This is a genomic window from Nocardia sp. NPDC049190 (genome assembly GCF_040648115.1).
In the GTDB taxonomy this organism is placed as follows: Bacteria; Actinomycetota; Actinomycetes; order Mycobacteriales; family Mycobacteriaceae; genus Nocardia.
Window position 1 is genome coordinate 1 of the sequence record NZ_JBEZDE010000012.1, and the last position, 25,640, is coordinate 25,640.

At 66.8% G+C, this 25,640-nt stretch carries 20 protein-coding genes and 1 pseudogene; 8 read left to right on the plus strand and 13 right to left on the minus strand.

Annotated features, from left to right (window positions below; genetic code table 11):
• Nucleotides 1–402: 402 nt before the first annotated feature.
• Both AB0B25_RS13005 and AB0B25_RS13010 read left to right on the plus strand, forming a co-directional pair.
• The gene (locus AB0B25_RS13005; protein WP_357177785.1) at nt 403–603 is read left to right on the plus strand and encodes a hypothetical protein; all 201 of its coding nucleotides are present in this window, start codon (nt 403–405) and stop codon (nt 601–603) included.
• Nucleotides 604–1,284: 681 nt separating this feature from the next.
• Nucleotides 1,285–2,223 (plus strand): hypothetical protein, encoded by a 939-nt coding sequence (locus AB0B25_RS13010; RefSeq protein WP_357177788.1) that lies wholly within the window; start codon nt 1,285–1,287, stop codon nt 2,221–2,223.
• A gap of 277 nt (nt 2,224–2,500) precedes the next feature.
• Here the strand turns inward: AB0B25_RS13010 and AB0B25_RS13015 are convergent, their stop codons facing one another.
• Entirely contained in the window at nt 2,501–3,919 is a 1,419-nt protein-coding gene (locus tag AB0B25_RS13015) for a cytosine permease (RefSeq protein WP_357177792.1), read from the minus strand.
• 239 nt (nt 3,920–4,158) lie between these two features.
• On the opposite strand from AB0B25_RS13015, the gene AB0B25_RS13020 reads away from it, so the two are divergent.
• On the plus strand, nt 4,159–5,388 hold the full coding sequence (locus AB0B25_RS13020) for a sigma factor-like helix-turn-helix DNA-binding protein (RefSeq protein WP_357177795.1): 1,230 nt from the start codon (nt 4,159–4,161) through the stop codon (nt 5,386–5,388).
• On the opposite strand, the gene AB0B25_RS13025 is transcribed toward AB0B25_RS13020, so the two are convergent.
• Nucleotides 5,354–6,298, minus strand: coding sequence for a hypothetical protein (locus AB0B25_RS13025; RefSeq protein WP_357177797.1), 945 nt, complete (start codon nt 6,296–6,298; stop codon nt 5,354–5,356). The two genes, AB0B25_RS13020 and AB0B25_RS13025, sit on opposite strands and share 35 nt — an antisense overlap.
• A gap of 497 nt (nt 6,299–6,795) precedes the next feature.
• On the opposite strand from AB0B25_RS13025, the gene AB0B25_RS13030 reads away from it, so the two are divergent.
• Complete coding sequence (locus AB0B25_RS13030; protein ID WP_357177800.1) at nt 6,796–7,794, plus strand: hypothetical protein; 999 nt, start codon at nt 6,796–6,798, stop codon at nt 7,792–7,794.
• Here the strand turns inward: AB0B25_RS13030 and AB0B25_RS13035 are convergent.
• Nucleotides 7,761–8,723: a LysR family transcriptional regulator gene (locus AB0B25_RS13035; RefSeq protein WP_357178159.1), complete on the minus strand. Its 963-nt coding sequence runs from the start codon at nt 8,721–8,723 to the stop codon at nt 7,761–7,763. The two genes, AB0B25_RS13030 and AB0B25_RS13035, sit on opposite strands and share 34 nt — an antisense overlap.
• 406 nt (nt 8,724–9,129) lie before the next feature.
• Entirely contained in the window at nt 9,130–10,686 is a 1,557-nt protein-coding gene (locus tag AB0B25_RS13040; protein ID WP_357177803.1) for an NAD(P)/FAD-dependent oxidoreductase, read from the minus strand.
• A gap of 281 nt (nt 10,687–10,967) precedes the next feature.
• Between AB0B25_RS13040 and AB0B25_RS13045 the strand changes: the two genes are divergently transcribed.
• A complete protein-coding gene (locus tag AB0B25_RS13045) occupies nt 10,968–12,182 on the plus strand; it encodes an MFS transporter (RefSeq protein ID WP_357177805.1) in 1,215 nt (404 codons plus the stop codon).
• 196 nt (nt 12,183–12,378) lie between these two features.
• Here the strand turns inward: AB0B25_RS13045 and AB0B25_RS13050 are convergent, their stop codons facing one another.
• The 8 genes from AB0B25_RS13050 to dnaK form a co-directional block, all read right to left on the minus strand.
• Nucleotides 12,379–13,989 carry a helix-turn-helix domain-containing protein gene (locus AB0B25_RS13050; protein ID WP_357177808.1) on the minus strand — a complete coding sequence of 537 codons (1,611 nt, stop codon included), beginning with the start codon at nt 13,987–13,989 and terminating at the stop codon, nt 12,379–12,381.
• 416 nt (nt 13,990–14,405) lie between these two features.
• A complete protein-coding gene (locus AB0B25_RS13055; protein ID WP_357177810.1) occupies nt 14,406–14,672 on the minus strand; it encodes a UBP-type zinc finger domain-containing protein in 267 nt (88 codons plus the stop codon).
• Nucleotides 14,669–15,121 carry a thioredoxin domain-containing protein gene (locus AB0B25_RS13060; RefSeq protein WP_357178162.1) on the minus strand — a complete coding sequence of 151 codons (453 nt, stop codon included), beginning with the start codon at nt 15,119–15,121 and terminating at the stop codon, nt 14,669–14,671. The genes AB0B25_RS13055 and AB0B25_RS13060 overlap by 4 nt, the downstream gene beginning before the upstream one ends.
• Nucleotides 15,122–15,137: 16 nt before the next feature.
• Complete coding sequence (clpB, locus tag AB0B25_RS13065) at nt 15,138–17,768, minus strand: ATP-dependent chaperone ClpB (protein WP_357177813.1); 2,631 nt, start codon at nt 17,766–17,768, stop codon at nt 15,138–15,140.
• Nucleotides 17,750–18,076 (minus strand): chaperone modulator CbpM, encoded by a 327-nt coding sequence (locus tag AB0B25_RS13070; protein WP_357177816.1) that lies wholly within the window; start codon nt 18,074–18,076, stop codon nt 17,750–17,752. The genes clpB and AB0B25_RS13070 overlap by 19 nt, the downstream gene beginning before the upstream one ends.
• Complete coding sequence (locus tag AB0B25_RS13075) at nt 18,073–18,981, minus strand: J domain-containing protein (RefSeq protein WP_357177819.1); 909 nt, start codon at nt 18,979–18,981, stop codon at nt 18,073–18,075. Before AB0B25_RS13075 ends, AB0B25_RS13070 begins: the two co-directional genes overlap by 4 nt.
• 6 nt (nt 18,982–18,987) lie before the next feature.
• Entirely contained in the window at nt 18,988–19,500 is a 513-nt protein-coding gene (locus AB0B25_RS13080; protein WP_357177822.1) for a nucleotide exchange factor GrpE, read from the minus strand.
• Nucleotides 19,501–19,504: 4 nt separating this feature from the next.
• Nucleotides 19,505–21,373, minus strand: a complete 1,869-nt coding sequence (gene dnaK / locus AB0B25_RS13085; protein WP_357177825.1) for a molecular chaperone DnaK — start codon at nt 21,371–21,373, stop codon at nt 19,505–19,507.
• Nucleotides 21,374–21,689: 316 nt separating this feature from the next.
• Between dnaK and AB0B25_RS13090 the strand changes: the two are divergent.
• A pseudogene (locus AB0B25_RS13090) lies at nt 21,690–22,228 on the plus strand (GNAT family N-acetyltransferase).
• Between the two features lie 176 nt (nt 22,229–22,404).
• Here AB0B25_RS13090 and zapE read toward each other — a convergent pair.
• Entirely contained in the window at nt 22,405–23,421 is a 1,017-nt protein-coding gene (gene zapE, locus AB0B25_RS13095) for a cell division protein ZapE (protein ID WP_357177828.1), read from the minus strand.
• Between the two features lie 35 nt (nt 23,422–23,456).
• On the opposite strand from zapE, the gene AB0B25_RS13100 reads away from it, so the two are divergent.
• Together AB0B25_RS13100 and AB0B25_RS13105 are read left to right on the plus strand one after the other, a co-directional pair.
• Entirely contained in the window at nt 23,457–24,218 is a 762-nt protein-coding gene (locus tag AB0B25_RS13100) for a pyrimidine reductase family protein (protein ID WP_357177830.1), read from the plus strand.
• A 31-nt stretch (nt 24,219–24,249) separates the two neighbouring features.
• Nucleotides 24,250–25,640, plus strand: a 1,391-nt coding sequence (locus tag AB0B25_RS13105) for an alpha/beta hydrolase (protein WP_357177833.1), incomplete at its 3' end; no start/stop codon positions are given.

The window sequence follows — 25,640 nt, forward strand, 5'->3', positions numbered from 1 at the left end:
CTTCGGGATAATGCCTTGGCACGAACGAGTCTCCTTCGACGGTGTCGTGACCAAGAAGTCAACCAAACCGACTCCGAAAAACCCGGGGAACATCAAAGTCTCCGGACTCACAGGGGGGATTCACCTTTGCGCCGGTGCACGGTGCGTGGCACGCGGGTGGTACTGGGAACTGTTGACTCCACCTGGACAACCCGACAAGACATAGACCTCGCCCCGCGCCACCGAAAGCCCGACAAGCTTCGACTTCAACAAATTCGTACATACCGAGTGCGGTTCTGATCGCGGGTGTGCGGCATTCGATGAGCCTGCGGCGCTGTTCGACGGCATGCTGGCGGGGCTGGGCGAAGCAGCGGGCGCAGATGCTGTCGCAGTCGACGATCGCTCCGCGCATCACGTTGGTGCGTGGTTCGTGAAGTCACCGGTTCGTACCCATGGGCGTGGACGCCGGCGGACGCGGAGGACTTCACGGTGTCACTGGAGTCGGAGAAGGGCGGACGTGGATGTGCGGGCACTCACGTCACGCGGCACGATCTCGATGAGGAGTTGGAGCCGCGCGGCGATTTCACCCCAGCCGCAGCCGAGTTGGCGAATACAGGCCGGTGACCAACCGATCTTTCGAAACCGGCGATAAGGCTCTTTCAACGAGGGGCCGGCGAATACCGTCACCCGGTTCGTCTCTAATTCCCTCGCATGATCCCGCTCTTTCAGCCACGTGGCATGCTCGAGCCGATTCCGAGATGAGGCGCCGGTAGATCGTCGTTCTCGAGCCGTCCCGGTGACTCCCCCACCCAATGTGCTGGATGAGTGGCGGCTGTTGTGGATATTGGTTGGGACTGTTGAGTTTCCGCAGTTCGATGCCGGGGGTGGGTCCAGCGTCGTTGCGGCCGATGGGGTTGCCGGAGGCTCAGTAGCAAACGCTCGCGTAGCGTGTCGCGTCCGAAGTCGACGCTGGCGATGCGGGTGCGCGATCGCCTCGGTGAGGTGTTCGCCGCTGGCCCGTTCCCCGCGGCGTTCCGGATGCGGGGCGCTCCCGGGTTGTCACTTGCGATGTTACGACGGTCAGCGTGTTCCAAGTACACGGAGAACCTGACCGACTGCCGAGCCGCGCGGATGGCGGTCCGCGCGATCGACTGGAAATACGTCCTCGGTGCGGAGTTGACCGTGGTGCCCATTCGCACAGGTCCAGGAAACGTCGCCCCTCCGATGGCTGCGAGGTTGCCGAAGACTCGCGCGTCATGCCCGAATGTGCGACTATCTACCCGGAGAGCAGTGGGGTGAACGTAGATGACCTCTTCTTTCGACGTCAGCAGAGTCTTGACTCAGGTCGCCGAACGGCTCGGTTCTGCCGTGGTCGACGACCTTTGCCCGCTATTGGCGAAACAGATTGGCTATCGTCCGGCACGTGAACTTGCCGAGGTTTCCGAGGCGTATCGGCGTGCTGATTTCGCGGCGAGGGTGCCGATCGAACAGCCGTTCTCCTTCCTTCGTGGCGTGAGTGGTGATTCTGAATTCACCGGAGTGGAGTACAAGACGGGAACATATACCCGATTCCGACTCGATGACGTTGTCAGCTGGCCATTGTTGGATCACTCCGGAAATACGATCGGAATATCTTTCCAGGCTAGGCCGATCGATGTCATTGTGGCCAAGAAGGCTGCGGTCGCGACGATTCGTAAGATCGATGAGACCGTCTACACCGTACTTCCCGAGGAGGGCGGCGCGTTCGCGCAACCGAAGAAATCTCTATGGTCGGGGCGGGAATCGAAACCGATTTATATTGATATGCACAGCGACAGAGGAAAAGCAGAAGTACCTGTGGACTTCGGTTCCCGTGGGCAGCCGGATGTCCGGTTCATCGATGTCGAAGACAGAGAGTTCGCCCGGGTCCTCATGGGAACCCGTCATTTTTGGCGTGCGCTGGACCACAATCCGTCCGGTCCGATGGTGCTCTGGGGATGTGCGGCTGATCCTGTGGCGGGTGGACTCGCACGCTATTTTCATGATGAGGTCGGGCTGCTCCGCGATGTCTATGCCGCGTCGCGGGAGGTCCATGTCGGTGTCCTCGGCGACAAGGATCTCGACGCCTACCTCGGTGATCCTGGCATCGCCGGCGATGAGCCGGTGTCGATGGTGGGTGTACGCCGAGCCGGTCCAGGGGACGACAGACCCGACTGGCTGTCTCATCTTGCTCCATTCAGCCCTTGGGGCAAGCAAGGGACGTAGGAGCCGATACACCTGGAGCCGATCTCGGAAGTGATTCGTCGAGACAACTTTTGAAAATAGGAACCCCAGCCTGCTGCGTGTGCCGTGCGGATCGTGCACCACTTCCGAAGGGATCGGAGCCGTTCCCCGAGGTCCATGTCTCAAGGCTACCGGTACGCTTCCCTGCCGCGCACCGCACGCAGCGACCTCACTACCAGCGACCTCGACATGCTCGCGCCGCACGGCGTCCCGAACACGAACCTCAGCCGCCGCAGGATCCGAATCGGACCTGCCTCGTCTAGACCTTCCCCAACAGCCGTTCTTCCGGGTCGCCGTCCGCACCGATCCGGGGCGAGACGCCACCCCCCGAGCGGCGACGGCGCGAAACCAGAACGACGCCGTACGCGCCGCCCGCGACGAGGGAACCGAGCAGGCTCAGGGGCACGGTGTGGGAGAAGTTCGCGGGGAGGAAATCCTTTCCGCAAAAACTCACCATGAAACCGGCGAGAAAGCAGGTGATCGCCGGTATCCGCCATCGGTCGCCGAAGCCACGTGCGGGACGGAAGTAGGTGTCGACGTCACGCTTGTCGGCCAACCCCCACAGCCAGTCGACGAGCATCACGAATGCGAACGGGCCGAGCAACTCGCCGGCACCGGTGACGAAGGCCTCGGCATGCGCCAGGATGCCCGCCTGGGCGAACAGGACGCCGAGAACGCCGAGAACGACCGTGGCCACCGGCTGCTCCCACGTGCGCGGTGTACGCACGGTGTTGACAGACACCAGCACATCGACGGTCGCGGGATAGAGATTCATTGCGTTCACATGCAAGATGGCAAGCGCGACGCCCACCGCAGCTACCGCACCCCAACCGGGGATCTGCGCGCCGACGGCGGCGATGTTCCACTCGCCGGTCGCTTCCTTCGAGTAGGCGCCCATGACGCCCATGACCAGGTTCGGGAGCATGATCCCGAGACTCGGCGTCAAGAAGAACCAGGTCCGTCCAACCGTTCGATCGGCAGGCAGGCAGAAGCGAGAAACCGTCGATGTCTTGTACGTCCAGGACAGAATGGAGAACCCCGCCACCACGGAGATCGCTGTTCCCCACTCCATCGGGACGGTCTGAGGCGGAACGTGCAGTGCGAAATGCGTTGCCAGGTAGACGGTCAGCGCGGCGTAGCAGAGGATGAACAGCAGTGCCGTGTATCGGTAGAAGTACTCGAGCCACTTGAAGCCGAACAGCACCAGCACGATATTGGACACGCCGATGATCCAGTACCACGGCGCCGCACCGGTATGGCTCAACGCGGCGAGAATCTGCGCGCCGCCGGCGACATTGAGTCCGAAGAAGGCGATGTTGACGAAGGCGAACAGCGCGGACAGCAGAAAGGTGGCCGCCCATCCGTAGGTACGGCGGGCGACAACCAACGCCGTCAGTGGCAGCTCACGACCCATCTCGGAGAACAAACCACAGGGAATCAGGCAGATCAGCCACGTCAGCGCTATCGCGCCGATCGTGTACCACAGCCCGTACGGGTACAGAATCGCGCCGATCAGCGGCGTCATGGCGGAGGCGGCGGTCATGGCCCAGGTGACAAACAACTTTCCCGAGGTCGCAGTGCGTTGACTGTCCGGCACGGGCGCCACGCCCACCGTCTCGACCTCACCGCCGACTCGCCGCAGCCACGAATTCGAGGTTGTGCCGCCAGGCTCACTCACCCAGTTAATGTACCGTCATATAACGGCACACTCAATAAAAGTATGTTTGTCGTTCGATGTCCATGGCATGCGCAGTTCATCCATGGACTGCCGCGGTCGGCGGCGCGGCCGGTTGCCGTGCAACGGATTTCGACCGGTCGCCTCCCGCCGTTGTGCTATCGCGGCGCTTCGAGAATCGGATGTCGGTGGATGGGGATACGCTGTGCCGCACAGCCGGAGCCGAACCAGGGGGTTTTCGCGTGACGATCAGCTCGGGAGTTGCGCACGGAGAGACGCAGGACGACATCGATCCCGCTCTGGTCGATGTGCAGAATGACATCTCGTTCGGGCTCGAAGAGGTCAACGAGGTGCTGTCCGAGCTGATCGCGCTGCAGGCCGACCGCAAAGCCAAGGACGGAGAACTGCTGAACTCCCGGCTCGGGATCGGCGGCGAGAAGCCCGAAACCTTGGCGCGGATCGGCGCGCGCTACGACCTGTCGCGCGACCGGGTCCGGCAACTACACACCAAGGCCGTCGGTCAGATGATCCGGATGGCGCAGGTGACCGGGCATCGAGCTCCGGCGGTACTCGGCCTGCGGTATCCGCTCGACGCGCTGGACCGGCAGTTGGTGCGGGCATTGTTGATGGAGACGTACGCCACCGACACCGATCTCGCCGCCCACGAGCTGTCGTACCTGAAATTGCGGCTGGCCGGGCACGCTGCAGCGGACGCCAAGCGGATCGCCGGATTCGTCACCCAACGAATCGCGGCATGGCAGAAGAAGACGAATCGACGCCTGGCCACGTTGCACGACGCCGAGCCGCGCGCGACCGGTCAGCTGAATCCCTGGTTGGCGCAGGTCGATTGGCCCCGCGCGGGCACTCCCGCCGCGATCCCGACTTCCAGCGCTCGCACGGTGGACAGCGACGACCACGGACGCGGGCGCTTCTACCTGGACAAGGTCGGACGCGATGTGCCGTTCGACTCCGGCCTGGAGGCCGGGCTGCTCTGGATCCTCAATGCCAGCAAGCTGGTCGAGACGTTTCAGGAGCAGCCCGCCGCGGTCGGTCACGACCTCGACGGAGCGGAGCGCTTCCGATACCCGAGCGTCGTCGCACGGCTCGTCGACGGTCGAATCGTGCTCATCGATGTCGAGCCGCTCGGCCACGTCGGCTTCCACGTCAATCGGGTGAAGGCGGCCGCGGGACGCGCATACGCGCACGCCAACGGGTGGGGGTGGCTGGTGTGGACGGGCAGCCGGATCGGCATATCCGATCTGCTCGCAGGCCCGGTCGACGCGGCGATCGAGCGTACGCTGCACGACCTGCTCGCGCACGGACCGGTGCGGTGGTCCGCGCTGCGCGAGGTGCGCGCGGAAACCGGCCTGGAACTGCTGGACTTCCTCGCACTCGTCCTGCGTAACGGCTGGCGATGGGACCGGGCGCCCTTCCGGCTCAGCGCACCACCATCACACCGGCCAGGAAGGTGACGATCAGCAGCATCGCGCAGCAGGTGACCAGCTGCCAGTGGCCGATGTCCTGTTCGAGGTTGGTGATGGTGTTGCGCAGGGCGTTGTCCACCCGATGATGGTCGGCGATCTTGCGACGGGCCGCGGCCAGTGCGACGGCCTGCTCTTGCGCGGACTGCTCCAGGCGTTCCAGCCGCCCGGCGAGCTTCACCACGTGTTTCTGCCGGTCACGCAACGTTTTCCTGGTCACCGCCAGTGCGGTGCGCTGATTGACCAGTTCTTGACGTTGCCGGGCGATGACGGTGGCTTGCGTCCTGGTGTGGTGTTTCCAATCGGTCACGGTGGCCCAGCCTCCTGTCTTCTCATCCCGATATCCCCAGACGATGTCGCCACGCACCCAGCCCTCGATGAAGGTGCGCAGTTCGAACGGCTCGCGCCGCGGCGCCGCCATCGCGTGCTCGGTGTCCAGCACGCCCGTGGCGGCGCGGTAGTCGCAGGCATCGGGTGCAAAGTCCGCGATGCCCAGCGCGTGCAGATACGGCACCCAATAGCCGGGCGGGCACAGCCACAACACGTCGGTGCAGCCGGCGGCATATAGTCGCTCGGCGTGCTCCTGTGCCGGCACTCGCTGCACCGGACCGCTGCGGACCTCGATCGCGTACTCTCGATCGCCGGTACGCCAGTAGACATCGACCGGCACCGACCCGATCCGCCGATCCACCTCGGCCTCGTCGGCGCCGTAGGCCAGGAGCCTGCCGCGCACCCAGTACTTCAGCCGCTGCGTATCCCACTGCGCGGCGGAACATTCCGGGCACTTACACCCATAGCCGTCCGATGATCTACGCGCGCGACCCGATGCGTCCCCGATGCCCAATTCGGCGAGCATCGCTCTGCGCCCGCAGGCGATGTCCACCCGCTGCTTCGTTCTCATGCGACCACTCCCTGCACAAACCACCGCAGGCCTTGCGACCCACGCCGTAGATCAAGAGTGCGTCAGACATCCTTACCTCGCCAGCCCCGTTCACTCCGTGGCCGGGTGCGCCACGCTCGTGGCGTATCGGTGAAGTCGGTGTCGTACGCTGCGGCACAAGGAATTTCACCATGCCGCGCATCCAGACGTCGGCCGTATCGGTGAATTGGCAGTTATCGCCATCCTCGCCCCCGCTCCGCCTCCGATGATGTACCCCGCCCGTCGCGGGGCGGAGGGCCCTGCAGGACAATGACCGGTCGACGGGACGGCGCTGTTCCGGACAAACGGGATCGCGGCGCCGTCCGCCTGCGTAGGCCGAAGTCCATGCGCCTACGCTGCAACGATCAGGTCAACGGATCGGTGCACACCGGTTCTTCGCGAGCCGCGAATGTCCCACGGGGCGGATAGAATCGACCGGCCGAGTGCGAGCTGGGCCGATACGGGGAAGAGGGTATTGGATGGAGCACGGTCAGCGGACCGGCGAGTCGATCGGCGCGATGTTGTCGAGTATCGCGTCGACTCTCCGAGAGGTCAGCGACAAGCTGGATGTGGTGGCGGCCCGAATGGACGGTGCCAGCCCGGTGTCGGGCGACCCGACGTTCGAGGATCGGTTGGCCGCGCTGGAGGCGTGGGCTTTCCATGCCGGACAGAACATTTCCGGCATCGACGCCCGGGTCCAGCGCCTGGAATCCGGCCGTGCGCCCACCGGCGAGCGCACGGAGGGGACCGACAGCCCGGCGGCACGACTGCCCCGGGCGGCCACCGGGCGCCGCAGCGCGGGCCCGCCGGAGCGGCACGTCGCACCGGCCCCGGCGTCCGGGCACAGCGAATCCCGCGAGAGCGTGGGCGATTCCCGCAACGGCGCGTCGCGGCAGGACACGGTTCGTGCGACACACGAACTGAACTCCGCGGCGCCCTCGGGTTTCACCCCGCCCCGTGAACCTGCCGCTACCACACCGGAGCCGAGCAGCAGCTCCGGGCAGAGCTTCACCACACCCGCTCCTCGCGAGCCCACGCCGAACTTCACCGCGCCGATGGTCCGCGAGCCCGCATCCGACCTGACGACACCCCGCGAGCAGATCAACCGGAACCAGGAGTCGCTCACCACTCCGCGCGAACCCGTCGTTACGCCGCACCCATTCCCCGCGCAGGAGAACACCGCGTTCGAGAGCATCTTCGCGTCCGCCGAAAACTCCGGCCCCGGCGCAAATCTCGGCCACAGCGTGAACGGGACCGCTGCCGACGGAACCGCCACCGGCCTCACGGGCGCCCATCGCGCCACTGAGCAAGACCACACACCGGTCGACAACTCGCACGTCGACAAACTGCAGGCCATGCTCGACGAACTCAAAAGAACCGCCGCAGCCCCGCTCGGGCGCACCGATGTCTTCGGAACGTCCGCCGGCGAGGCGAACTCGAACGGCTACCGGCTCTCCAGCCCACCCCCGGCGTCCTGATCGGTCGTACCGCGACGCCGCTTCGGCGGCCGGACCACGGCGGCCGACCGCAGCAACGTTTCCTGAACAAGATCGCGCAGCCAGCGATGACCGTTGTCGGCCGTGTTCCGCGGATGCCACGCCATCCCGATCGCGACTTCCGGCAGCGGTAGCGGAATCTCGAACGTGCACAGCCCGAGCGCGGGGAGCGCGGAGGCACTCAACAGGGCGGGCACCGGACAGACCAGATCGGTGCCACGCACCGCGAACAGGGCGCTGGTCAGATTCGGCACGGTAGCCACTACGCGCCGGGTGCGGCCGTGCAGGGCCAGGCGGTCATCGATCGGTCCGTGCGCGCGACCGTTGCGCGCGATGCTCAGGTGCCGCGCTGCCGCGTAGGCGGCGACCGTGACGCGATCGGTGACCAGCGGGTGGTCGGCGGCGGCCACCCCGATCATCTGGTCGGCGAGTACTCTGCGCACCGTGGTCTCGGGATCGGTGTGGTCGATCACGCCGACCTCGAGGTCGACGCGTCCGTCACGCAGCGCGGCGGTGCCTTCGAGGATGTCGGGCAGGAAGCGCAGTGCGACGCGGGGTGCCTCGGCGCGCACCGCCGACAATAGCGGCGCGGCGAGTTCGGTGAGCACCATGTCGCCCGCTTGGACCGCAAAGGTCCGCTTCAGCGATGCGAGATCGCCTGTTTCGCGAGGAGCGAGCAACGTACGTCCCTGTTCGACCAGAGCGCTGACCTCGTACCGCAGTTCCAATGCGCGCGGCGTCGGCACGAGAGAGCGGCCGGCTCGCACCAGTAGCGGATCACCGAGCACTCGGCGTAGCCGGGCCAGCGTCCGGCTCATCGCGGGCGGCGAGGTGTGCAGGCGCTCGGCGGCCAGTGTGACGCTGTTGCTGTCCAGCAGCGCGTCGAGGGCCACGAGCAGATTCATGTCCAGCGCATCCACCCATGGATTATCACCAACGCAACGAGTGTTTCCGGACATTGCTCTGGTGACAATCCAGGGCGAGTCATGAGAGACCCTGTGGAGTCCATCTACCTCGGCGTAAGTCACGAGAAACGACCCCTCGCGGATCGTGCGGGATGGGCTGCACACCACGCACGCGGCCGCTGTTTCGCGACGGCCGGTCGCACAGGTGCAGTACCGCCCTCTCCCTCTAGCATGCCGGTCGATGAAACCGGCACTGCGCCCCGATCAGCGACAGTTACCGACACCTCTGGTCCGGCGACCGTGCGCACGGTCGGCGGCCGAATCCTGCGCGGTGACCCGCAGTGCTCGGCGGCGATGGCCCGTGGCCATGACCTCCGCGCCAGCACCAGGCGTGGACCATCACACCTGGCGTCTATCGGCTGACCCGGTCGCTTTCCTCGTCCAACGGCAGCAGTTCCGCCTCGATCGGAGCCCGATGCGGCACAACAGGTGCCGTCTCCGGTTTCGATCGGGCCAGGCCGCGGTAGGACTCCGGCTTGACCCGCCGGAACCATTGGGCAAGCCGGGTCCGGAGCGGCAGGCGGAACTGCAAGTCGGCCAGCATCTCGTCGATGTTCTGGATGGAGAACGGGGTGATCGCGGTGCCGTGAGCGTGGTGGCCGTGCGTGCGTTCCTCCATCCAGCTCAGACGGGTGTCGATCTGCTCATTCAGCTGCTCGGCGGGCGGTAACGCGAGTCTGCCGGTGAGCAGCGCGGCGGTCCAATGCGCGGCGACCTCGGCATTGAGTGTGCTGATCACCGATGAGTTGTAGCCGGCGAAGGTCAGATTCGGCACGTCCAGCGGCAGGATCTGCCGGTGCAGACGGAAGTTTCCGCGCTCGTCGGTCAACCTGCGCTGCACATACGGGGTGAGGAAGGGAACCCGCTGGTGGAAGCCGGTGGCGCAGATCACGACATCGGCTCGCAGCACCTCTCCGGTGGACAGACGCACCGCAGGAGCTGCCTTGGGGCCACCGCCCAACTCGGCGATGGTCGTGTCCCGGTGCACGACGATGCGTCCGTTGGCGACCTGCTCGGAGAAACCTTCGGTGGCGAGGCTGATGGTGCTCTCGGCGATCTCCTCGAAACGGCCGCTCGGCACCAGACCGAGTTCGCGCAGCCGCATCTGCTTGGTGGCCAGCTCCTGGATCAGATCGAAATTGCTGATCCGCACCGATTCACCGGATCCGGTCAGAAACCGGTCCATCCAGCCGGGCCGTAGGTAGTGGAAGTGGGCTTCACCGAAACGCGTCAGCATCAGCCGCTCGTAGTCGATCACCTTGGCCAGCGTGCGCGGCATCTTCCAGAACAGCCGCCGGGCCACCACCGACGTGGAGGCTGCGACCTCGCTCACCGCGGTGGCGATGTCGCAGGCGGACTTGCCGTAGCCGACTACGACGACCGACTTGCCTCGCACTGCTTCCAGATCGTGGAATTCCGACGCGTGGCACAGTCGTCCGCCCGCGGCGGAGAACATGTCGGCACCGTGGTAGTCCGGCATCGCCGGATCGCTGAACACGCCGTTGGCGATCACCAGGTGATCGCACGAGGTTCGATGAATTCCACTCTTGTCGCGAATTTCCAGCAACCATCCGCTGTCCACCGGGTCCGCGGCGACCACCTCGGTCTCCAGCCGCAGATGCTCGATCAGCCCGAAGCGTTCGGCGTAGGCGGCCAGATACGCCTGCATCTGGTGTCCGTCGAGGACCCGCGGATAGTCCGCGGGCATCGGGAAGTCGGAGAAGTGATACGTGTCCTTGGAGTTCTGCGTCCGCAGGCCCGGGTATCGCCGGGTCACACTCCACACGCCACCGACATCGGGTGCGCGGTCGAAGATCTCGACCGGAAAACCCGCCTGTTTCAGCACTTTCGCGCAGGCAAGACCTGCGATACCCGCACCGACGATCCCGACGCGGTTTCCGCTTGTCATGCGCAGGAGACTACGTCGCCAGCGCCGCGCAGCAAAGTCGGTGGGCCGAAACCGCGGTTCAGCATACTGTCCGCGCACTCGCGGGCCGCCGGTAGATCGCAGACCACGGGTCAGGATGCGCTCGCATCGAAGTGTCCACGACCGGAGGCAGCCACGGGCAGCACCGCGCCCCGAGTCGGCGCGACGCGGATCTGCGGGCTCGCCGATACCGCGACGATCGCGGCCACCTCCTCGGCCCGATTCGCTCTGCGTCGCCGCCGTGCGGCCGTTACCCTGCGCGGATGAGGTCGATCGCACCCCCGCTGCGCGGCGCTCGGATCGCGAACTCGTTCGCGTTCGGCCTGCAGGGCTTCTTCTTCGCCGTCGTGCTGACCGCCTTGCCGCAGCAAAAGGAGCGTTTCGACCTCTCCGACGGGCTGATTGTCGCCTCGGTGGTACTGGTCTCGCTGCTGGCGGGTGGCGGCAGCGTGGCGGCAGAGCGATTGGCACTGCGGTGGTCCAGCCGCGACACCGTGCGGATCGGCCTGCTGCTCGTCGCGATCTCCGGCGCCGCGGTGGCGTTCGCGCCGAATACCGAGGGGTTGTTGATCGCGCTCGGCGGCTATGGCCTCGCCGTCGGCGTCGTCGACGCGAGCACGAACATGCAGGCCGTGTTCGTCCAGCGCGGGTACGGGACATTCATTCTGTCCTCGTTCTACGCGGCGTGGAGCGCGGGGGCGATCAGCGGAGCGCTGTTCGTGTCCACCGCTGCGGCGCTGCAGGCGCCGCTGCGCGCGACTCTGCTCGGTGCGGCCGGGATTGTGCTGGTAGCCGGGCTGCTGCTGGGACCGTGCCTGTTGGGCGCGCAGGACGCGGAGAGCAGTCCCGCCGCGACGGTCGCGGCGGACGACAACCCGGTCTCGGTGCGCGCCTATCTGGTGTTCGGCATCGCGATGGCGCTGGTCTTCGCTGTCGACTTGGCCGTGGGCAACTGGTCGGCGCTGTACCTCACCGACGACCTGCTCGCCGATTCCGCGACCGCCGCACTGGCACTGGCCGCCTACCAGGGCACGTCATTGGCCGCGCGGATGGGCGGCGACCTGATGGTGCGACGCTTCGGCCCGCAACGAGTGGTGCGTGGCGCCGCGAGCGTCGGCGTGCTGGGATTGGCGATCGTGGTGGCCGCGCAGGAACCGGTGGTTGCGATCGGCGGATTCCTCGCCGCGGGTATCGGCTTGCCCGTGATCGCGCCACTGTGCTTCAGCGCCGCGGGTCAGCTCGCCGGCGGCAGCGACCTCGACGCGCTGATCGCGCGCCTCAACCTGTTCAACTACCTGGGCACGCTGGTCGGTGGTGGCGTGGTCGGCGCCGTTGCGGCGGCCTTCGGTCACCGCGTGGGGTTCGTGATCCCGTTGTCCTTCGCCGCCTTCTTGATCGTGCTCGCCGGCAGGTTCGGTCCGCACGGCGCGGGGACAGACGTCTCGCACCTGAACACGTCCCCCTCCGCGCGGCCGTGACCGACGGCCGACCGAACTACCCGCCCGCGTCCACGTCATTCCGGCCTTCTCGACGGTCTCGGCGATGCGGGTCGGGATTCCCACCATGCGCTCCGAGCACTCCGACACGGCGGACATCGGCAGTAGTGCCGTCGAAGGCACTGCGGCCGCTACGACCGGATGCGGTCGAGTTCAGCGCTCGCCGCGGGCGAGCCGGTCAGCTGTTCGGGGTGGATCCGTTGGGCAGCGCCACCGGCGACAGAAAGCGCCATGCGCGGGTCGCGGCTTGCAAGTTGAACCGAGTGTTGACGTCCCGTAGGTCGAACCCGGTGAGCTCGCGGATGCGCCCGAGGCGGTAGCGCAACGTGCTGCGGTGAATGTGCAGGGCGGCGGCCGAATCGTCGTAATTGCCGCCGCATTCGAGATATTGGCTCAACGTGTACACCAGGTCGGCGTGTCGGGCCTGGTCGTAGTCGAGCAGGACGCCGAGCCACTCGCGCATGAATTGGTCGACCCGGCCGTCTACTCGGGCGGCGTCGACCAGACAGTAGAAGCCCAATTCGTCGAACGCGGTCGCACCATCCGGTTCCTGTGACCGCAGCCGGATGTTGATGGCGCGGCGGGCGTCGTCGAACGATCCGACGAAATCGCTCGGCTGCGTGCAGCGGCCGCTGATGCCGAGGGTGACGGGGGTCGCGTCGAGATGCTCGCGGATGGCGCTGTGCAGGGCGGCCGGGTCGGGGCGGCGATCGGTGATCAGCACGACCATGCCGGCGTGACGACCTTGGATGAAGTGCGCATCGAGCGCGGCCGCGGCGCGGCCGACCGCGTCGGCAAGAGCACCGTCGCTGCTGTTGTGTACGAGCACTACGTAGTGTTCGCCCCGGAGGTCGTAGCCCAATGCCTCGGCGCGGGCGAATGCGCTGTCGTTGTCCGTACCCGACAGCAGGTCGTCGACCAGCTCCCGGCGCAACCGCAACTCGATCTCGGCGACGTGACGCTGGTGTGCCAACTCCAGCGCGAGCATCGTGCTGCCGTAAGTGAGGGCGAAGATCTGATCATCGGTGATCCGGCGGTCCGGGTCGATCAGCGCCAGCGTGCCCAGGATCTCGGTGCGCGGTTTCACCAGCACGATCACGCGATCCCGGACGCGCAACGGTGCGTTGTGGGTCGCGAGGCGGTGCAGCAGTTGTTCGCGCTGCTGAGGCGGCGCCTTCGGGTAGGGGTCCGGTCGTCCTGGTCCCGACCAGGCCCGCGGATTGCCGAACGGGTCTTCGATGGCTACGGGGAGCGCGGTCAGTTGGGCGAGGGCGTCGGCGATCCCTTGTTCACCGGCTCCGTAGGCGGCCGCACCGGACAGTACTTCGTGCACGTGGGTCCGATGTTCCAGACGCAGCACGGTGGCCGACAGATGCTGGTTGATGGTGGTGAGGTCGATGGAGTCGGCGCAGGTCTGTTCCCGCCGTGCGGCGTTAGCCAGCGCCGCGGCCGCCAGCTGGGCCAGCACGGCCAGCAGGAATGTCTCGTCCCGGGTCGGTGCGTGGTCGGCGTCGACGACCAGCGCGCCGATTCTTCCCGACCGACTGTCCAGGGGGAACGCCCAGCCCCACCGCCGATCGGACAACCGCAGGCGGCCTTCGCCGTGCTGTGCCCGCAGTTGCGCGTCGAGATCGGGCGCGGGAGCCCGCGACTGCGGGTAGGGCAGGTAGTCGCCATCGACCACCCGATAACCGGCCAGCAGGTGGCAGCGTCCGACAGTTGCCATCGCCTCGGCGGCGATCTGCAGAATGTCCGACTCCGCGTGCTCGGCGGAGAGAAGAACCGACATGGCGCCCAGGGCGGGTACCGCCGATGATGGCACGGGCGTCGCCGTATCTGCGACGTCTGAACTCACCAGGTGCTGGCTCATGGGCTCTGGTCCGTGGGGGAGGCGGTCACGCGCCGAGGGCGAGGACCGCGATATTCGGCGCCCGTTAGCGAATACCTAGCCGATCATCTCGCTGCCGCAAGCCTCTGACCTGCTCGATCACCGGTGGTCCCCTGTGTCGACGCACTGCTGCGGGCGCAACTTTCGACGGTACACCGATCAGCGTGTCGCGTGCGACCATGTCTTCCACGGGCCTACGGTCGCTGCGCTCGTCCGGCGCTCTGCGTGGTGTTCGAACAAAGTTCTTGGTGGACTCGAACGAAGTTCTGGTGGGCTCAAACGAAGTTCTGGTGGACTCAAACGAAGTTCTGGTGGACTCAAACGAAGTTCTGGTGGACATAGCACCAGCGCCAATTTTCGCCGGGCTGCATCGACTGCACGATGGGGTGACCCGCGACGCCCGCGTGCGCCCGCGCGTGCCGCATCGGGGAGGAGTCGCAGCAGCCGACGTGCCCACAGGTCAAACACAGTCGCAGGTGGACCCACGGTGTGCCGGCCCGGAGACACTCCTCGCATCCCTTCTCCGTGCGTGGTTGCACCGACCGGATGGCGGCCACGTGCGGATCTGTGTGTACGGAGGTCATCGCGCCGCCTCGTTGTCTGTGCCCACCGCGAGTGCGCCGTCCAGCCATCGCCGCAGTTCGGGCACCGGCAAGGCGCCCGCGTGCCTGGCGAGCCCGTCTCCGTGATTCAGTACGAGCAGAGTGGGCACCGCGCCGACGGCGAATCGCTCCGCCGTGCGGGGCGCGACGTCCACATCGACCTTGACCAGCTTCAGTCGGCCCGCCCGCTCGGCGGTGAGTTGCTCGAGCGCCGGGCTGACCATGGCACACGGCCCGCACCAACTGGCCCACAGATCGACGAGCACCGGCACCGAGGCCTGCTCGGCGACCGCCGCGAAATCGTCGTCGCGGGCCGAGACGATCCAGGGCAGCGGCCGGTGACAGTGGCCGCAGCTCGGCGTCCCGCCAGCCACCGCGGGCACCCGGTTGGTCTTGCCGCAGTGCGGACACTTGATTGTCGTCGGTTCCATCGTCATGCCGAACTTCTCACGCCGCGTACACCTGCTGGCGGTAAGCGACCGCCAGGTCGCCACCCGCCACGGTGACGGTGACGGTGCCGCCTTGGTCGATGTCGCCGCGCAGCATCGCCCGTCCGATCTTGGTCTCCACCTCATGGGCGATGTAGCGGCGCAGCGGTCGGGCACCGTAGACCGGGTCGAAACCGTGCTGCGCCATGAGCCTTCGTGCCTCCGGCGTGACATCCAGGCAGATCTGCCGCTGCGCCAACCTGTCTCGCAAGTGCGCCAGCTGCAGATCGACGATCTGCTCCAACTGGGTCAATGTCAGCGGAGTGAACAGCACGATGTCGTCGACCCGGTTGAGGAACTCGGGGCGGAAGTGCGCGCGCAGGTCGGCGAGCACCAGTTCGCGGGCATCGGGCTTGATCTCGCCGTGACCGGTGACGCCATCGAGCAGATACTGCGAGCCGATGTTGGAGGTCATGATGATCACCGTGTTGCGGAAATCCACCTGCCTGCCCTGTGCATCGGTGATCCGGCCGTCGTCGAGCACCTGCAGCAGGGTGTTGAAGACATCCGCGTGCGCCTTCTCGATCTCGTCCAACAGCACCACCGAATACGGCTTGCGGCGCACAGCTTCGGTGAGTTGCCCGCCTTCGTCGTAGCCGACGTAGCCGGGCGGGGCGCCGATCAGTCTGCTGACGGTGTGTCGTTCCTGATATTCGCTCATGTCCAGACGCACCATGTTGTCCTCGCTGTCGAACAGCGCGGCCGCCAACGTCTTCGCCAGCTCGGTCTTGCCGACGCCGGTGGGCCCCAGAAAAATGAACGAACCGATCGGCCGGCGTGGATCACGGATCCCGGAGCGCGCCCGGATCACCGCATCGGCGACCAGCTGCACCGCCTCGTCCTGGCCGACCACCCGCTCGTGCAGGATCTCGTCGAGCATCAGCAACTTCTCCCGTTCGCCCTCCTGCAAGCGGGCCACCGGGATGCCGGTCCATGCAGCCACGATCTGGGCGATCTCGTCCTCGGTGACCACTTCCCGCAACAATGGTTGTTTGCCCTGCTTGGCGACCAGTTGTTCCTCTCCGGCCGCGAGAGTGCGCTCCAGTTTGGTGATCTCGCCGTAGCGCAGTTCGGCGGCACGGTTGAGGTCGTAGGCGCGCTCGGCCTCTTCGGCCTCGTGGCGGAGTTGTTCGAGGCGCCCGCGCAGTTCCTGGACACGGCGAATCGCTTGCCGTTCGGCGTCCCACTGTGCGCGGCGAGCATCCGCCGCCGCGCGTAGGTCGGCCAGTTCCTTGCGCAGTTCCTCGAGCCGGGATCTGCTCGCCGTGTCGGTTTCCTTCGACAGCGCCGCATCCTCGATCTCGAGCCTGGTCACCTTCCTGGTGAGTTCGTCGAGTTCGGCGGGCATCGAGTCGATTTCGGTGCGTAACCGGGCGCATGCCTCGTCGACCAGGTCGATCGCCTTGTCCGGCAGGAAGCGGTCGGTGATGTAGCGATGTGAGAGCGTCGCGGCGGCCACCAGCGCGCCGTCATTGATCTTCACACCGTGGAACACCTCGAGGCGTTCGCGCAGACCACGCAGAATGGAGATCGTGTCCTCGACGGTGGGTTCGTCCACCAGCACGGTCTGGAAGCGACGCTCCAGCGCCGCGTCGGATTCGATGTGCTTGCGGTATTCGTCGAGGGTGGTGGCGCCGATCATGTGCAGCTCGCCCCGGGCGAGCATCGGCTTGAGCATGTTGCCCGCGTCCAGCGAGCCGTCGCCACCGACCGAACCGGCGCCGACGACAGTGTGCAGTTCGTCGATGAACAACAGGATGCCGCCCTCGGCGGCCTTCACCTCCGACAGTACGGCCTGCAACCGCTCCTCGAACTCGCCCCGGTACTTGGCGCCCGCCACCAGCGAGCCCATGTCGAGCGAGAAAATCGTCTTGTCCCGCAGACCCTCTGGCACATCGCCGCGGACGATGCGCTGGGCCAGCCCCTCCACGATGGCGGTCTTGCCGACACCGGGGTCACCGATCAGCACCGGATTGTTCTTCGTCTTGCGGCTCAAGATCTGGGTCACCCGGCGGATCTCCGCGTCGCGACCGATCACGGGGTCCAGTTCACCCGCTCGCGCTTCAGCGACGAGGTCGCGGCCATATTTCACCAACGCCTCGTAGGAACCCTCCGGGGTGGCCGAGGTGACGCGTTGATTGCCACGCACCTTTGTGAGAGCGGTGAGAAACGAATCCCTGGTGATGCCGTTGGTCGCCAGGACACGCCCGGACGCAGTGGCCGTACCCTCCTCGGCGAGCGCCATCACCAGATGTTCCACCGAGACATAAGAATCCTTGAGCCGCTTCGCCTCTCGCTCGGCGGCGTCGAGCAGCACGGCCAGCCTGCGGGTGATCATCACCTGCCCGGGGGTCGCTCCGGGGCCGCTGACCTTGGGCCGACGCGCCAACTCCCGCTCGAGGTCGGAGCGCACGGCGTCGGCGTCCGCGCCCGCCTGCTCGAGCAGCCTGGGCACCAGCCCCTGTTCCTGCTCGAGCAAGGCGAGCAGGAGATGTTCGCCATCGGCCTCTGCGTGTCCCAGCCGGGTTGCGGCGTTTTGTGCGTCATGCAACGCTTCCCGAGATTTTTCGGTCAGGCTTGCGGTATCCATGCGGAGGTCCTCCTTCGGCGCGGATCAGCTTCGAGTTTCTCGATTCGGTCCAGCAGATCGAGCACCAACCCGATCGCCGAGTAGTTCAAGCCGAGACCGGTGCGCAGCCGCTGGATTCGCCCGACGACGGCGATGGCGGACGATTCGAACCGCAGTTCGCCGCCCTCTCGAACGCCGTCGAGCAAGCCGAGCGCGACCAGCCTGCGCACCATGTCGGGATGCAGCCCGGATCGCTGGGCCAGCGTCTCCAATCGCAACCGGGGCGGGCGAACCAACAGGTACCGGGTGACTGGCGTGGAGGTGCTCACTGCGCTCTCCTCGGGTCGAAGTCGGATTCGGCGGCCAACTGCTCGAACAGCTTTCGTTCCCGCTCGGTCGGATGCGGCGGCACCATCACTTTGATCTCGGCGTACAGGTCGCCGTCGACGCCGCGCGGGTTGGGCATGCCCTCGCCGCGCAGCCGCAACTTCCGTCCGGTCGACGAACCCGCGGCGACCTTGACCTTCGCCTCCCCGTTCAAAGTCGGGACGGCTACGGTGGCGCCGAGTTCCGCCTCCCACGGGGATACCGGCAGATCGACGTAGATGTCGCGGCCGCGCAACCGGAATCTGGAATGCGGTGTGATCCGGACGACCAGATACAGATCCCCGGCGGGCGCGTCACCGCTGCCGCGACCGCCTTGGCCCGCCAGCCGAATCCGCTTCCCGTCCAGCACTCCGGCTGGGATATCCACGGTGTAACTGCGTCCGTCCAGTCGAAGAGTGCGCTTGCCGCCGCGGTAAGCCTCCTCGAGGGTCAGTTCGAGTTCGGCCTCCTGGTCGGCGCCGGGAATCGAACCGAATCCGCCACGACCGCCGAACATTCCACCGAACAAGTCCTCGAAGTCCACCGCGCCGCCGGCGCCGAAGCCCTGGTCGAACCGGGTGCCGCCACGACCTCGGCGGAAACCTTCGCCCGTCGCGGCGCCGACCCGCTCGTCGTAGTCCTCCGGGATCTGCCGGAAGTCCGGGCCGAACCGGTCGTAGCGGCGACGTGTGCCGGGGTCGGACAGAACCTGATACGCCGCACCGATCTCCTTGAATCGATCCGCCGCGGCGGGATCGGAATTCACGTCCGGGTGGTAGCGGCGAGCCAGCTTACGATAAGCCTGCTGGATCTGGTCCTTGTCGGCGTCCCTCGGCACTCCCAATACTTCGTAGAAGTCGCGCGCCATCGACTGTCACTCCTCGCGCTTGCTGACGACGACGCCGGCCGGCCGTAGTTGGTGTCCGTTTCCGCCATAGCCGGGCCGAACCACCTCGACGACCATCCCCGGCGGGAAATCGGGCGTATCCACGACACCGACCACCTCATGCAAGGTGGGGGCGAACGGCACATCGGTCTCGTCGTAGCGCGGGTAGCCCAACTGTTCGAGCAGGTGTACCGCCTGGTCCCGGATCGCCTGCACGCCTTGGACGATGGACTCCGGGTCGGTGCCCGCGTGCGCGAGCGCCAGATCCAGGTTGTCCAGCACCGGCAGCCAGGCGGTCGCTACTTTTGCGCGCTCGGCCAGTCGTTCCCGATCGAGGTCGCGGGCATATCGCTTGCGCAGGTTGTCGAGGTCCGCGGCCGCTCTGCGCCAGCGTTCTTCGAGTCGCGCGCGCTCGGGATCGGCTTCGTCGGGAGGTGGCTGCTCCTGGTCTGTGGCCGCGCTGTCGGTGTCGGCGGTCGACCGTTCCGTGGAGCTGTCCATCGGCTCAGCTCCGATCGAACTCGGCGTCGATGACGTCGTCGTCCGACGACGGCGGCGGTGTGGCGGAGCCGCTACCCGCCGACGGGGCGGCCGCCAGCCCGTACAGCAGTTGCTGCAGTTCGGCGGCGAGCGACTGCACCCGTTCGGTCGGAGCTTCCTCCTTGACCGCCTGTCTGGCATCGGCGACGAGCATCTCGGCGCGGGCACGATCATGCGCCGCGGCGCTGTCGCCGAGGTCGGCCAGGCGTCGCTCCACCTGGTAGGCCACCGAGTCCAGCTCGTTGCGGGCGTCCACCGCTTTGCGCAGTTGCTCGTCCTCGCGGCGGTTGCGCTCGGCCTCGGCAAGCATGCGGTCCACTTCGGCCTTGTCCAGGTTGCCCTGCTCGCTGATGGTGATGCTCTGTTCGCGGCTGGTGTCCTGATCGCGGGCGGTGACGTCGAGGATGCCGTTGGCGTCGATGTCGAAAGTGACCTCGACCTGCGCTTGGCCGCGCGGCGCGGGCCGGATGTCCTCCAACCGGAACCGGCCGAGGGCGCGGTTGTCCACGGCCCGCTCCCGCTCACCCTGCAGCACGACGATATCCACGGCGGGCTGGTTGTCCTCGGCGGTGGAAAACACTTCGGTACGCCGTGCCGGGATGGTGGTGTTGCGTTCGATGATCTTCGTCATCACCCCACCTTGGGTCTCCACGCCGAGCGACAGCGGCGTCACGTCGAGCAGCAGGACATCGGAGACCTCGCCCTTGAGCACACCCGCCTGGACTGCCGCACCGAGCGCGACGACCTCGTCGGGGTTGACGCTCATGTTCGGCTCCTTGCCGCCGGTCAGCCTGCGCACCAACGCCTGCACCGCCGGAATGCGGGTCGAACCACCGACCAGGATCACCTCGTCGATATCGTCGGCGGTCACCTTGGCGTCGCTCATCGCCTGCTCGACCGGACCGAGGCAGCGCTGCACCAGATCGGCGGTCAGATCATCGAACTTCGACCGCATGATCGTTGTGGTCAAGTGCTTGGGACCGTTCGAGTCCGCGGTGACGAAGGGCAGATTCACCTGTGTCTGAGTTACCGACGACAGCTCGACCTTGGCCTTCTCGGCCGCCTCGAACAGGCGCTGCAGCGCTTGCGGATCAGCGCGCAGATCGATGTGCTGGTCGCGCTGGAATTCGTCGGCGAGGTAATCGACGAGCCGTCGGTCGAAGTCGTCACCCCCGAGATGGGAGTCCCCCGCGGTGGCGCGTACCTCCACCACTCCGTCGCCGACATCGAGCAGGCTGACATCGAACGTGCCGCCGCCGAGGTCGAAGACCAATACCGTCTCGTGGGTCTGTTTCTCCAAACCGTAGGCCAGCGCGGCCGCGGTCGGTTCGTTGATGATCCGTAGTACATCCAGCCCGGCGATGCGGCCCGCGTCCTTGGTGGCATTGCGCTGGGCGTCGTTGAAGTAGGCGGGCACGGTGATGACTGCTTCCTTGACGCGCTCCCCGAGAAACTTGCTCGCGTCGTCGACCAGCTTGCGCAGCACCAGCGCGCTGATCTCCTCGGGCGCATACTGCTTGCCGCGGATCTCGAACCGGGCGGCGCCGCCCTCGCCTTCGACGACATCGAAGCTGACCGCTTTGGCTTCCTGGGAGATCTCATCGAAGTGGCGGCCGATGAATCGCTTCGCGGAGTAGATGGTGCCTTTCGGGTTCAGGATCGCCTGCCGTCGCGCGAGCTGGCCGACCAGTCGCTCACCGCCTTCGGTGAAGGCGACCACGGAGGGTGTCGTCCGCGCGCCCTCGGCGTTCGGGATCACCACGGGCTCACCACCCTGCCAGCTGGCGATGACGGAATTCGTTGTGCCCAGATCAATGCCTACAGCGGTTGCCATGACGAGTTCCTTCGGGTCGATTACGGCGTACTGACGGCCGGAGGTTCGTCGGTCGACACGGCCGTGGTCAGTGCCGGCGATAGGCAATGCATTGGATCGACCGTGGTGGAATCCAGCCGAGCCGGGCTGCGTCGTGCGGGGCGACGTCGCTGTACAGAACTTCCGACGCCTCGATCTTGGCAATCGGTTTCCGGGCAGAACATGGTCCGGCGTGTCGAAACCCGGCGGTGGATTCGACCTCCGAGAGCAGGCATCGAGCAGCGAAGCCACCGTGACTTACGCGTTATCGCACAGAAGAGTGTGTTTTTATGGACGAATGAGCAACATCCCCGTCACCGTCGACCGAGCAGGTCTATGGGACGCGGAGGCCCTCAGTGATGTTGCGGCCGCAACTTTCCACTCGGGTGCCCGCCAGGTTCGTCGCCCGACGACATCGAGATCTTCATCGCTGAAGCGCTGTCGGGCGAACGCTTCGGCGAGTATCTGAGCGATCCGGCACGGATCGTGCTCGAGGCCATCGCGAGCGACGACATCGTCGGCTACGCGATGCTGGTCGCCGGGGCTTCCGCCGATCCGGCGGTGGCCGACGCGGTCGACCTGCATACGGGAGTAGAGATCAGCAAGATGTACGTCCTGCCTGGTCACCACGGCACCGGGGTGTCGAGCGCGCGCATACGGGCCGCGCTGGACCGGGCGCGGGCGGACCGGCATCCCGGGGTGTGGCTGGGTATCAACCAGGAGAACGCCCGCGCCCAGCGCTTCTACGCCAAATACGGCTTCACCACCGTCGGCACCAGGACGTTCACCATCGGCACGCAGCTACACCACGACTACGTGATGCGATTGGTCTTCTGAGGCGGGTGCACCGAACGAATACGGCCACGTGTCCGCACCGCCACGACTGGCGCGACCAACCGTGTTCGACGATCCGAACGGGTCAGCGGCTGAGCGCCCCAGGTCGACAACGCTCCCGCGTGGCTTCGTACCGTCGGCGAATCAATCGAATACCGAGTCGATCGACCCGATAACCGCTAGACCGTGACCTCGAACCGCGACAGTGCGAGCAGGCGCGAGATGGCGCGCAGGTACTTCTTCCGGTAGCCGCCCTCCAGCATCTCCGCCGAGAAGATCTCGTCGAGCTTCGCGCCCGACACCGTGACCGGAATGCTCGCGTCGTAGAGCCGGTCGGCCAGCACCACGATGCGCAACGCCACGGCTTGATCGGTGACCGGATGCACGTTCGAGACGAACACCGACGAAACCCCGGCGATCAGCGCGCCGAACTTGGACGGGTGCAGTGTGCTCAGGTGGGCGAGCAGTGCGTCGAATTCGTCCAGCGTGGAACCCGTTGCGCGGGCCGCGCGTTCGACGAGTTCCTGCGGCGAGGTCGGCTCGGGCGCCGGCGGCAGGTCACGGTGGCGGTAGTCCGGTCCGTCGACGCGCACCGCGTCGAAGATCGCGCCGAGCTTCTTGATCTCGCGCAGGAAATCCTGTGCGGCGAAACGTCCTTCGCCCAGCTGCCCGGGCAGCGTGTTGGAGGTCGCCGCGATCGAGACCCCGGCCGCCGACAGTTCGGTCAGCAGTCGGGAGACCAGCATGGTGTCACCTGGATCGTCCAGTTCGAACTCGTCGATGCACAGCACGCTGTTGACCGAGAGCCGTTCGACCGCATTGCCGAACCCCAGTGCACCGACCAGGTTGGTCAACTCGCCGAAGGTGCCGAAGGACTTCGGCGCGGGCGCGCGGTGGAATACCGAGGCGAGTAGATGGGTCTTGCCGACGCCGAAACCGCCGTCGAGATACAGACCCGCGCCGGTCACCTGCTTCTTCTTGCCGAACAGGTTCTTCTTGCCCGCTGCCTTGTGGATTGTGGCGACCTGCCCGGCGAACGCCTCGGCCTTGGCGACCGCAGCAGCCTGGCTCGGTTCCTTCGGATCGGGTATGTAGGAAGTGAAGCTCACCTCGTCGAACATCGGCGGAGGCACCATTTGGGCGACGAGCTGATCTGCCGGAACCTCCGGGTGGCGGTCGACGAGGCGTGCTTGCATGAATGAAGCCTAAAGACGTGGTGTGATCTGGTGTCATGCAGCGTAGCCACAATGCGATCCAGCTCACAGGGCTGAGCGCGACCGATCTCGCGCAGTTGTACGCATTCCCGGCCGAACTCGACGAGCCTTGGGTGCGCGCCAATTTCGTCTCCAGTATCGATGGTGCAGCGACCAGCGGAAACTCGAGCGAAGGACTGGGCACCCCCGCCGACCGGACGGTGTTCGCGCTGCTGCGCGAGCTGTCGGACGTCGTCCTGGTCGGCGCGGGCACTGTCCGCGCGGAGAACTACGGCGGAGCGCGCACCGACCCGAGACACCGGCGGGCGCTGCACGAGCGGGGAATCGGCGGCCATCCCGACGGCTCGCCGCCCCCGATCGCGGTGGTGACGGCCGGCGCCGCGATCGAGCCCGGCGCCCGCCTGTTCACCGACACCGCGGTGCCGCCGCTGATCATCACCACCGCCGTTGCGCCTGACGAGCGCAAGCAGCGCCTCGCCGACGCGGGCGCCGAGGTGATCGAGGCCGGCGATGCCGCAGTGACCCCCGAGGGCCTGTTGCGCGCGCTGCGCGAGCGTGGTCTGCTGCGCGTGCTCACCGAGGGCGGCCCCCACCTGTTCGGCGAGCTGCTGGAGGCCGACGCGATCGACGAACTCTGCCTGACCACCGCTCCGCTGCTGGTCGGCGGTACGGCGCGGCGAATCTCGCTCTCCGCGCGCGAGTTCCGCACCCGAATGACTCGCGCGCACGTGCTGCTGGGCGACGATGGCACGGTGCTCACCAGGTGGGCCCGTCGATGAAACAACCGCCCGAACCTGGCAGGCTGTAGCAATGCGCTGGACTCGGGCCGCCGTGCTTGCCTCGACACTCTCGATCATGATCGCCGGTTGCGGTGCGGGACCGTCGGACCGCCCTGGAGTCGCGGTCCAGCGCCCGCCCGCCGCGGGTGGCGCGGTGACCTCCGCACCGCCGCCCCCGCCGGTAGACGCCGAGCTACCCAAGACCGATCTCAGCTGGCGCGAGTGCACCCAACCGACCCTGGATCTGCTCGGGCTCGGTCCCGCGCCCGCGGGCCTGGTGCTCGACTGCGCCGAGTACTCGACCCCGATCGACGCGGCGGGAGCGGTGATCGGCAATTTCCGCGCGGGCGCGATGCGGGCCCGGCTCGCACAGACCCCCGCCGACGTGCCGCCGTTGGTGCTCACCTCCGGCTCGGACCGCTCGTCGACCGCCACCCTCGCGGGGCTGGCCGTCGGCCCGGCCGGTGGGCTTCTGGCCACCCGTCCGATCGTCGCGGTCGACCGGCGCGGGATGGGAACCTCGCAGCCGATCGACTGCCTGCCGCCCGAGGTCCGTCGCGGCCTGGCCGACAACGCCCAGTTCGGTCCGGACGCGGGCAACCCGATCGCGGCGATGACCACGGTCAGCCAGGATGGCACCATCGCCTGCCGCGACTTCTTGCAGCCCTACGAGAACACCTTCGACGTACCGCACGCCGCCGACGACATCGAGCAACTGCGCAGGCAGTGGCAGGTTGATCACATCACGCTGCTCGGCACGGGAAACGGGGCGAAGGTCGCGCTCAGTTATGCCCGCAGATACGGCGACCATGTCGCGCGGCTGGCGCTCGACTCTCCCGAGCCGGTCGGCACGGACGCCATCACCCGTGCCGAACAAGCCGTGCAGGGCGCGGAGGCAGCGCTGACCGCGTTCGCCCAGCGTTGTGTCGGCATCGGCTGCTCACTGGGCTCTGATCCGCGCACAGCGGTCACCGACCTGGTGAACAAGGCTGGATCCGGCAAGCTCGGCGATATCTCGGCAAACGCGCTGCGCACCGCGTTGTCGGGCTTTCTGGGCAGCCCGCGCGCCGACCAAGCCAACCGGACCGGCGAACTCTCCGACGCGCTCGCCGCGGCGGGGCGCGGCGATCGCGGCGCGCTGAGCAACCTGATCTTGCGCGAGTCCGCCGCCACCGCGGGCGATGGCCAGTTCGTCAACCGCTGCAGCGACACCCAACTGCCACCGACTCCCACGAAAGCCACCGAGCTCGCGGGAACCTGGGCGGGCAAGTATCCCGTCTTCGGCAAGTCGGCGGCAATCGCGCTGATGGCGTGTACGGCTTGGCCGGTGTCGACCGCGCCGCCGATGCCGGAGAAGCTGGGGATCCCGGTGCTCGTGCTCGGCGCCGGGGGCCGGGCCGCGGGGGGGGGGGCGGGGCCGGG

Bases quoted from the DNA above. Each gene is read 5' to 3' on its own strand.
- dnaK (WP_357177825.1), bottom strand. From the start codon at position 21,373: ATGGCAACCGCTGTAGGCATTGATCTGGGCACAACGAATTCCGTCATC.
- AB0B25_RS13010 (WP_357177788.1), top strand. From the start codon at position 1,285: ATGACCTCTTCTTTCGACGTCAGCAGAGTCTTGACTCAGGTCGCCGAA.
- AB0B25_RS13030 (WP_357177800.1), top strand. From the start codon at position 6,796: ATGGAGCACGGTCAGCGGACCGGCGAGTCGATCGGCGCGATGTTGTCG.
- AB0B25_RS13075 (WP_357177819.1), bottom strand. From the start codon at position 18,981: ATGGCGCGCGACTTCTACGAAGTATTGGGAGTGCCGAGGGACGCCGAC.
- AB0B25_RS13025 (WP_357177797.1), bottom strand. From the start codon at position 6,298: ATGAGAACGAAGCAGCGGGTGGACATCGCCTGCGGGCGCAGAGCGATG.
- AB0B25_RS13050 (WP_357177808.1), bottom strand. From the start codon at position 13,989: ATGTCGGTTCTTCTCTCCGCCGAGCACGCGGAGTCGGACATTCTGCAG.
- AB0B25_RS13055 (WP_357177810.1), bottom strand. From the start codon at position 14,672: ATGACCTCCGTACACACAGATCCGCACGTGGCCGCCATCCGGTCGGTG.
- AB0B25_RS13040 (WP_357177803.1), bottom strand. From the start codon at position 10,686: ATGACAAGCGGAAACCGCGTCGGGATCGTCGGTGCGGGTATCGCAGGT.
- AB0B25_RS13100 (WP_357177830.1), top strand. From the start codon at position 23,457: ATGCAGCGTAGCCACAATGCGATCCAGCTCACAGGGCTGAGCGCGACC.
- AB0B25_RS13080 (WP_357177822.1), bottom strand. From the start codon at position 19,500: ATGGACAGCTCCACGGAACGGTCGACCGCCGACACCGACAGCGCGGCC.
- AB0B25_RS13060 (WP_357178162.1), bottom strand. From the start codon at position 15,121: ATGGAACCGACGACAATCAAGTGTCCGCACTGCGGCAAGACCAACCGG.
- AB0B25_RS13045 (WP_357177805.1), top strand. From the start codon at position 10,968: ATGAGGTCGATCGCACCCCCGCTGCGCGGCGCTCGGATCGCGAACTCG.
- zapE (WP_357177828.1), bottom strand. From the start codon at position 23,421: ATGCAAGCACGCCTCGTCGACCGCCACCCGGAGGTTCCGGCAGATCAG.
- clpB (WP_357177813.1), bottom strand. From the start codon at position 17,768: ATGGATACCGCAAGCCTGACCGAAAAATCTCGGGAAGCGTTGCATGAC.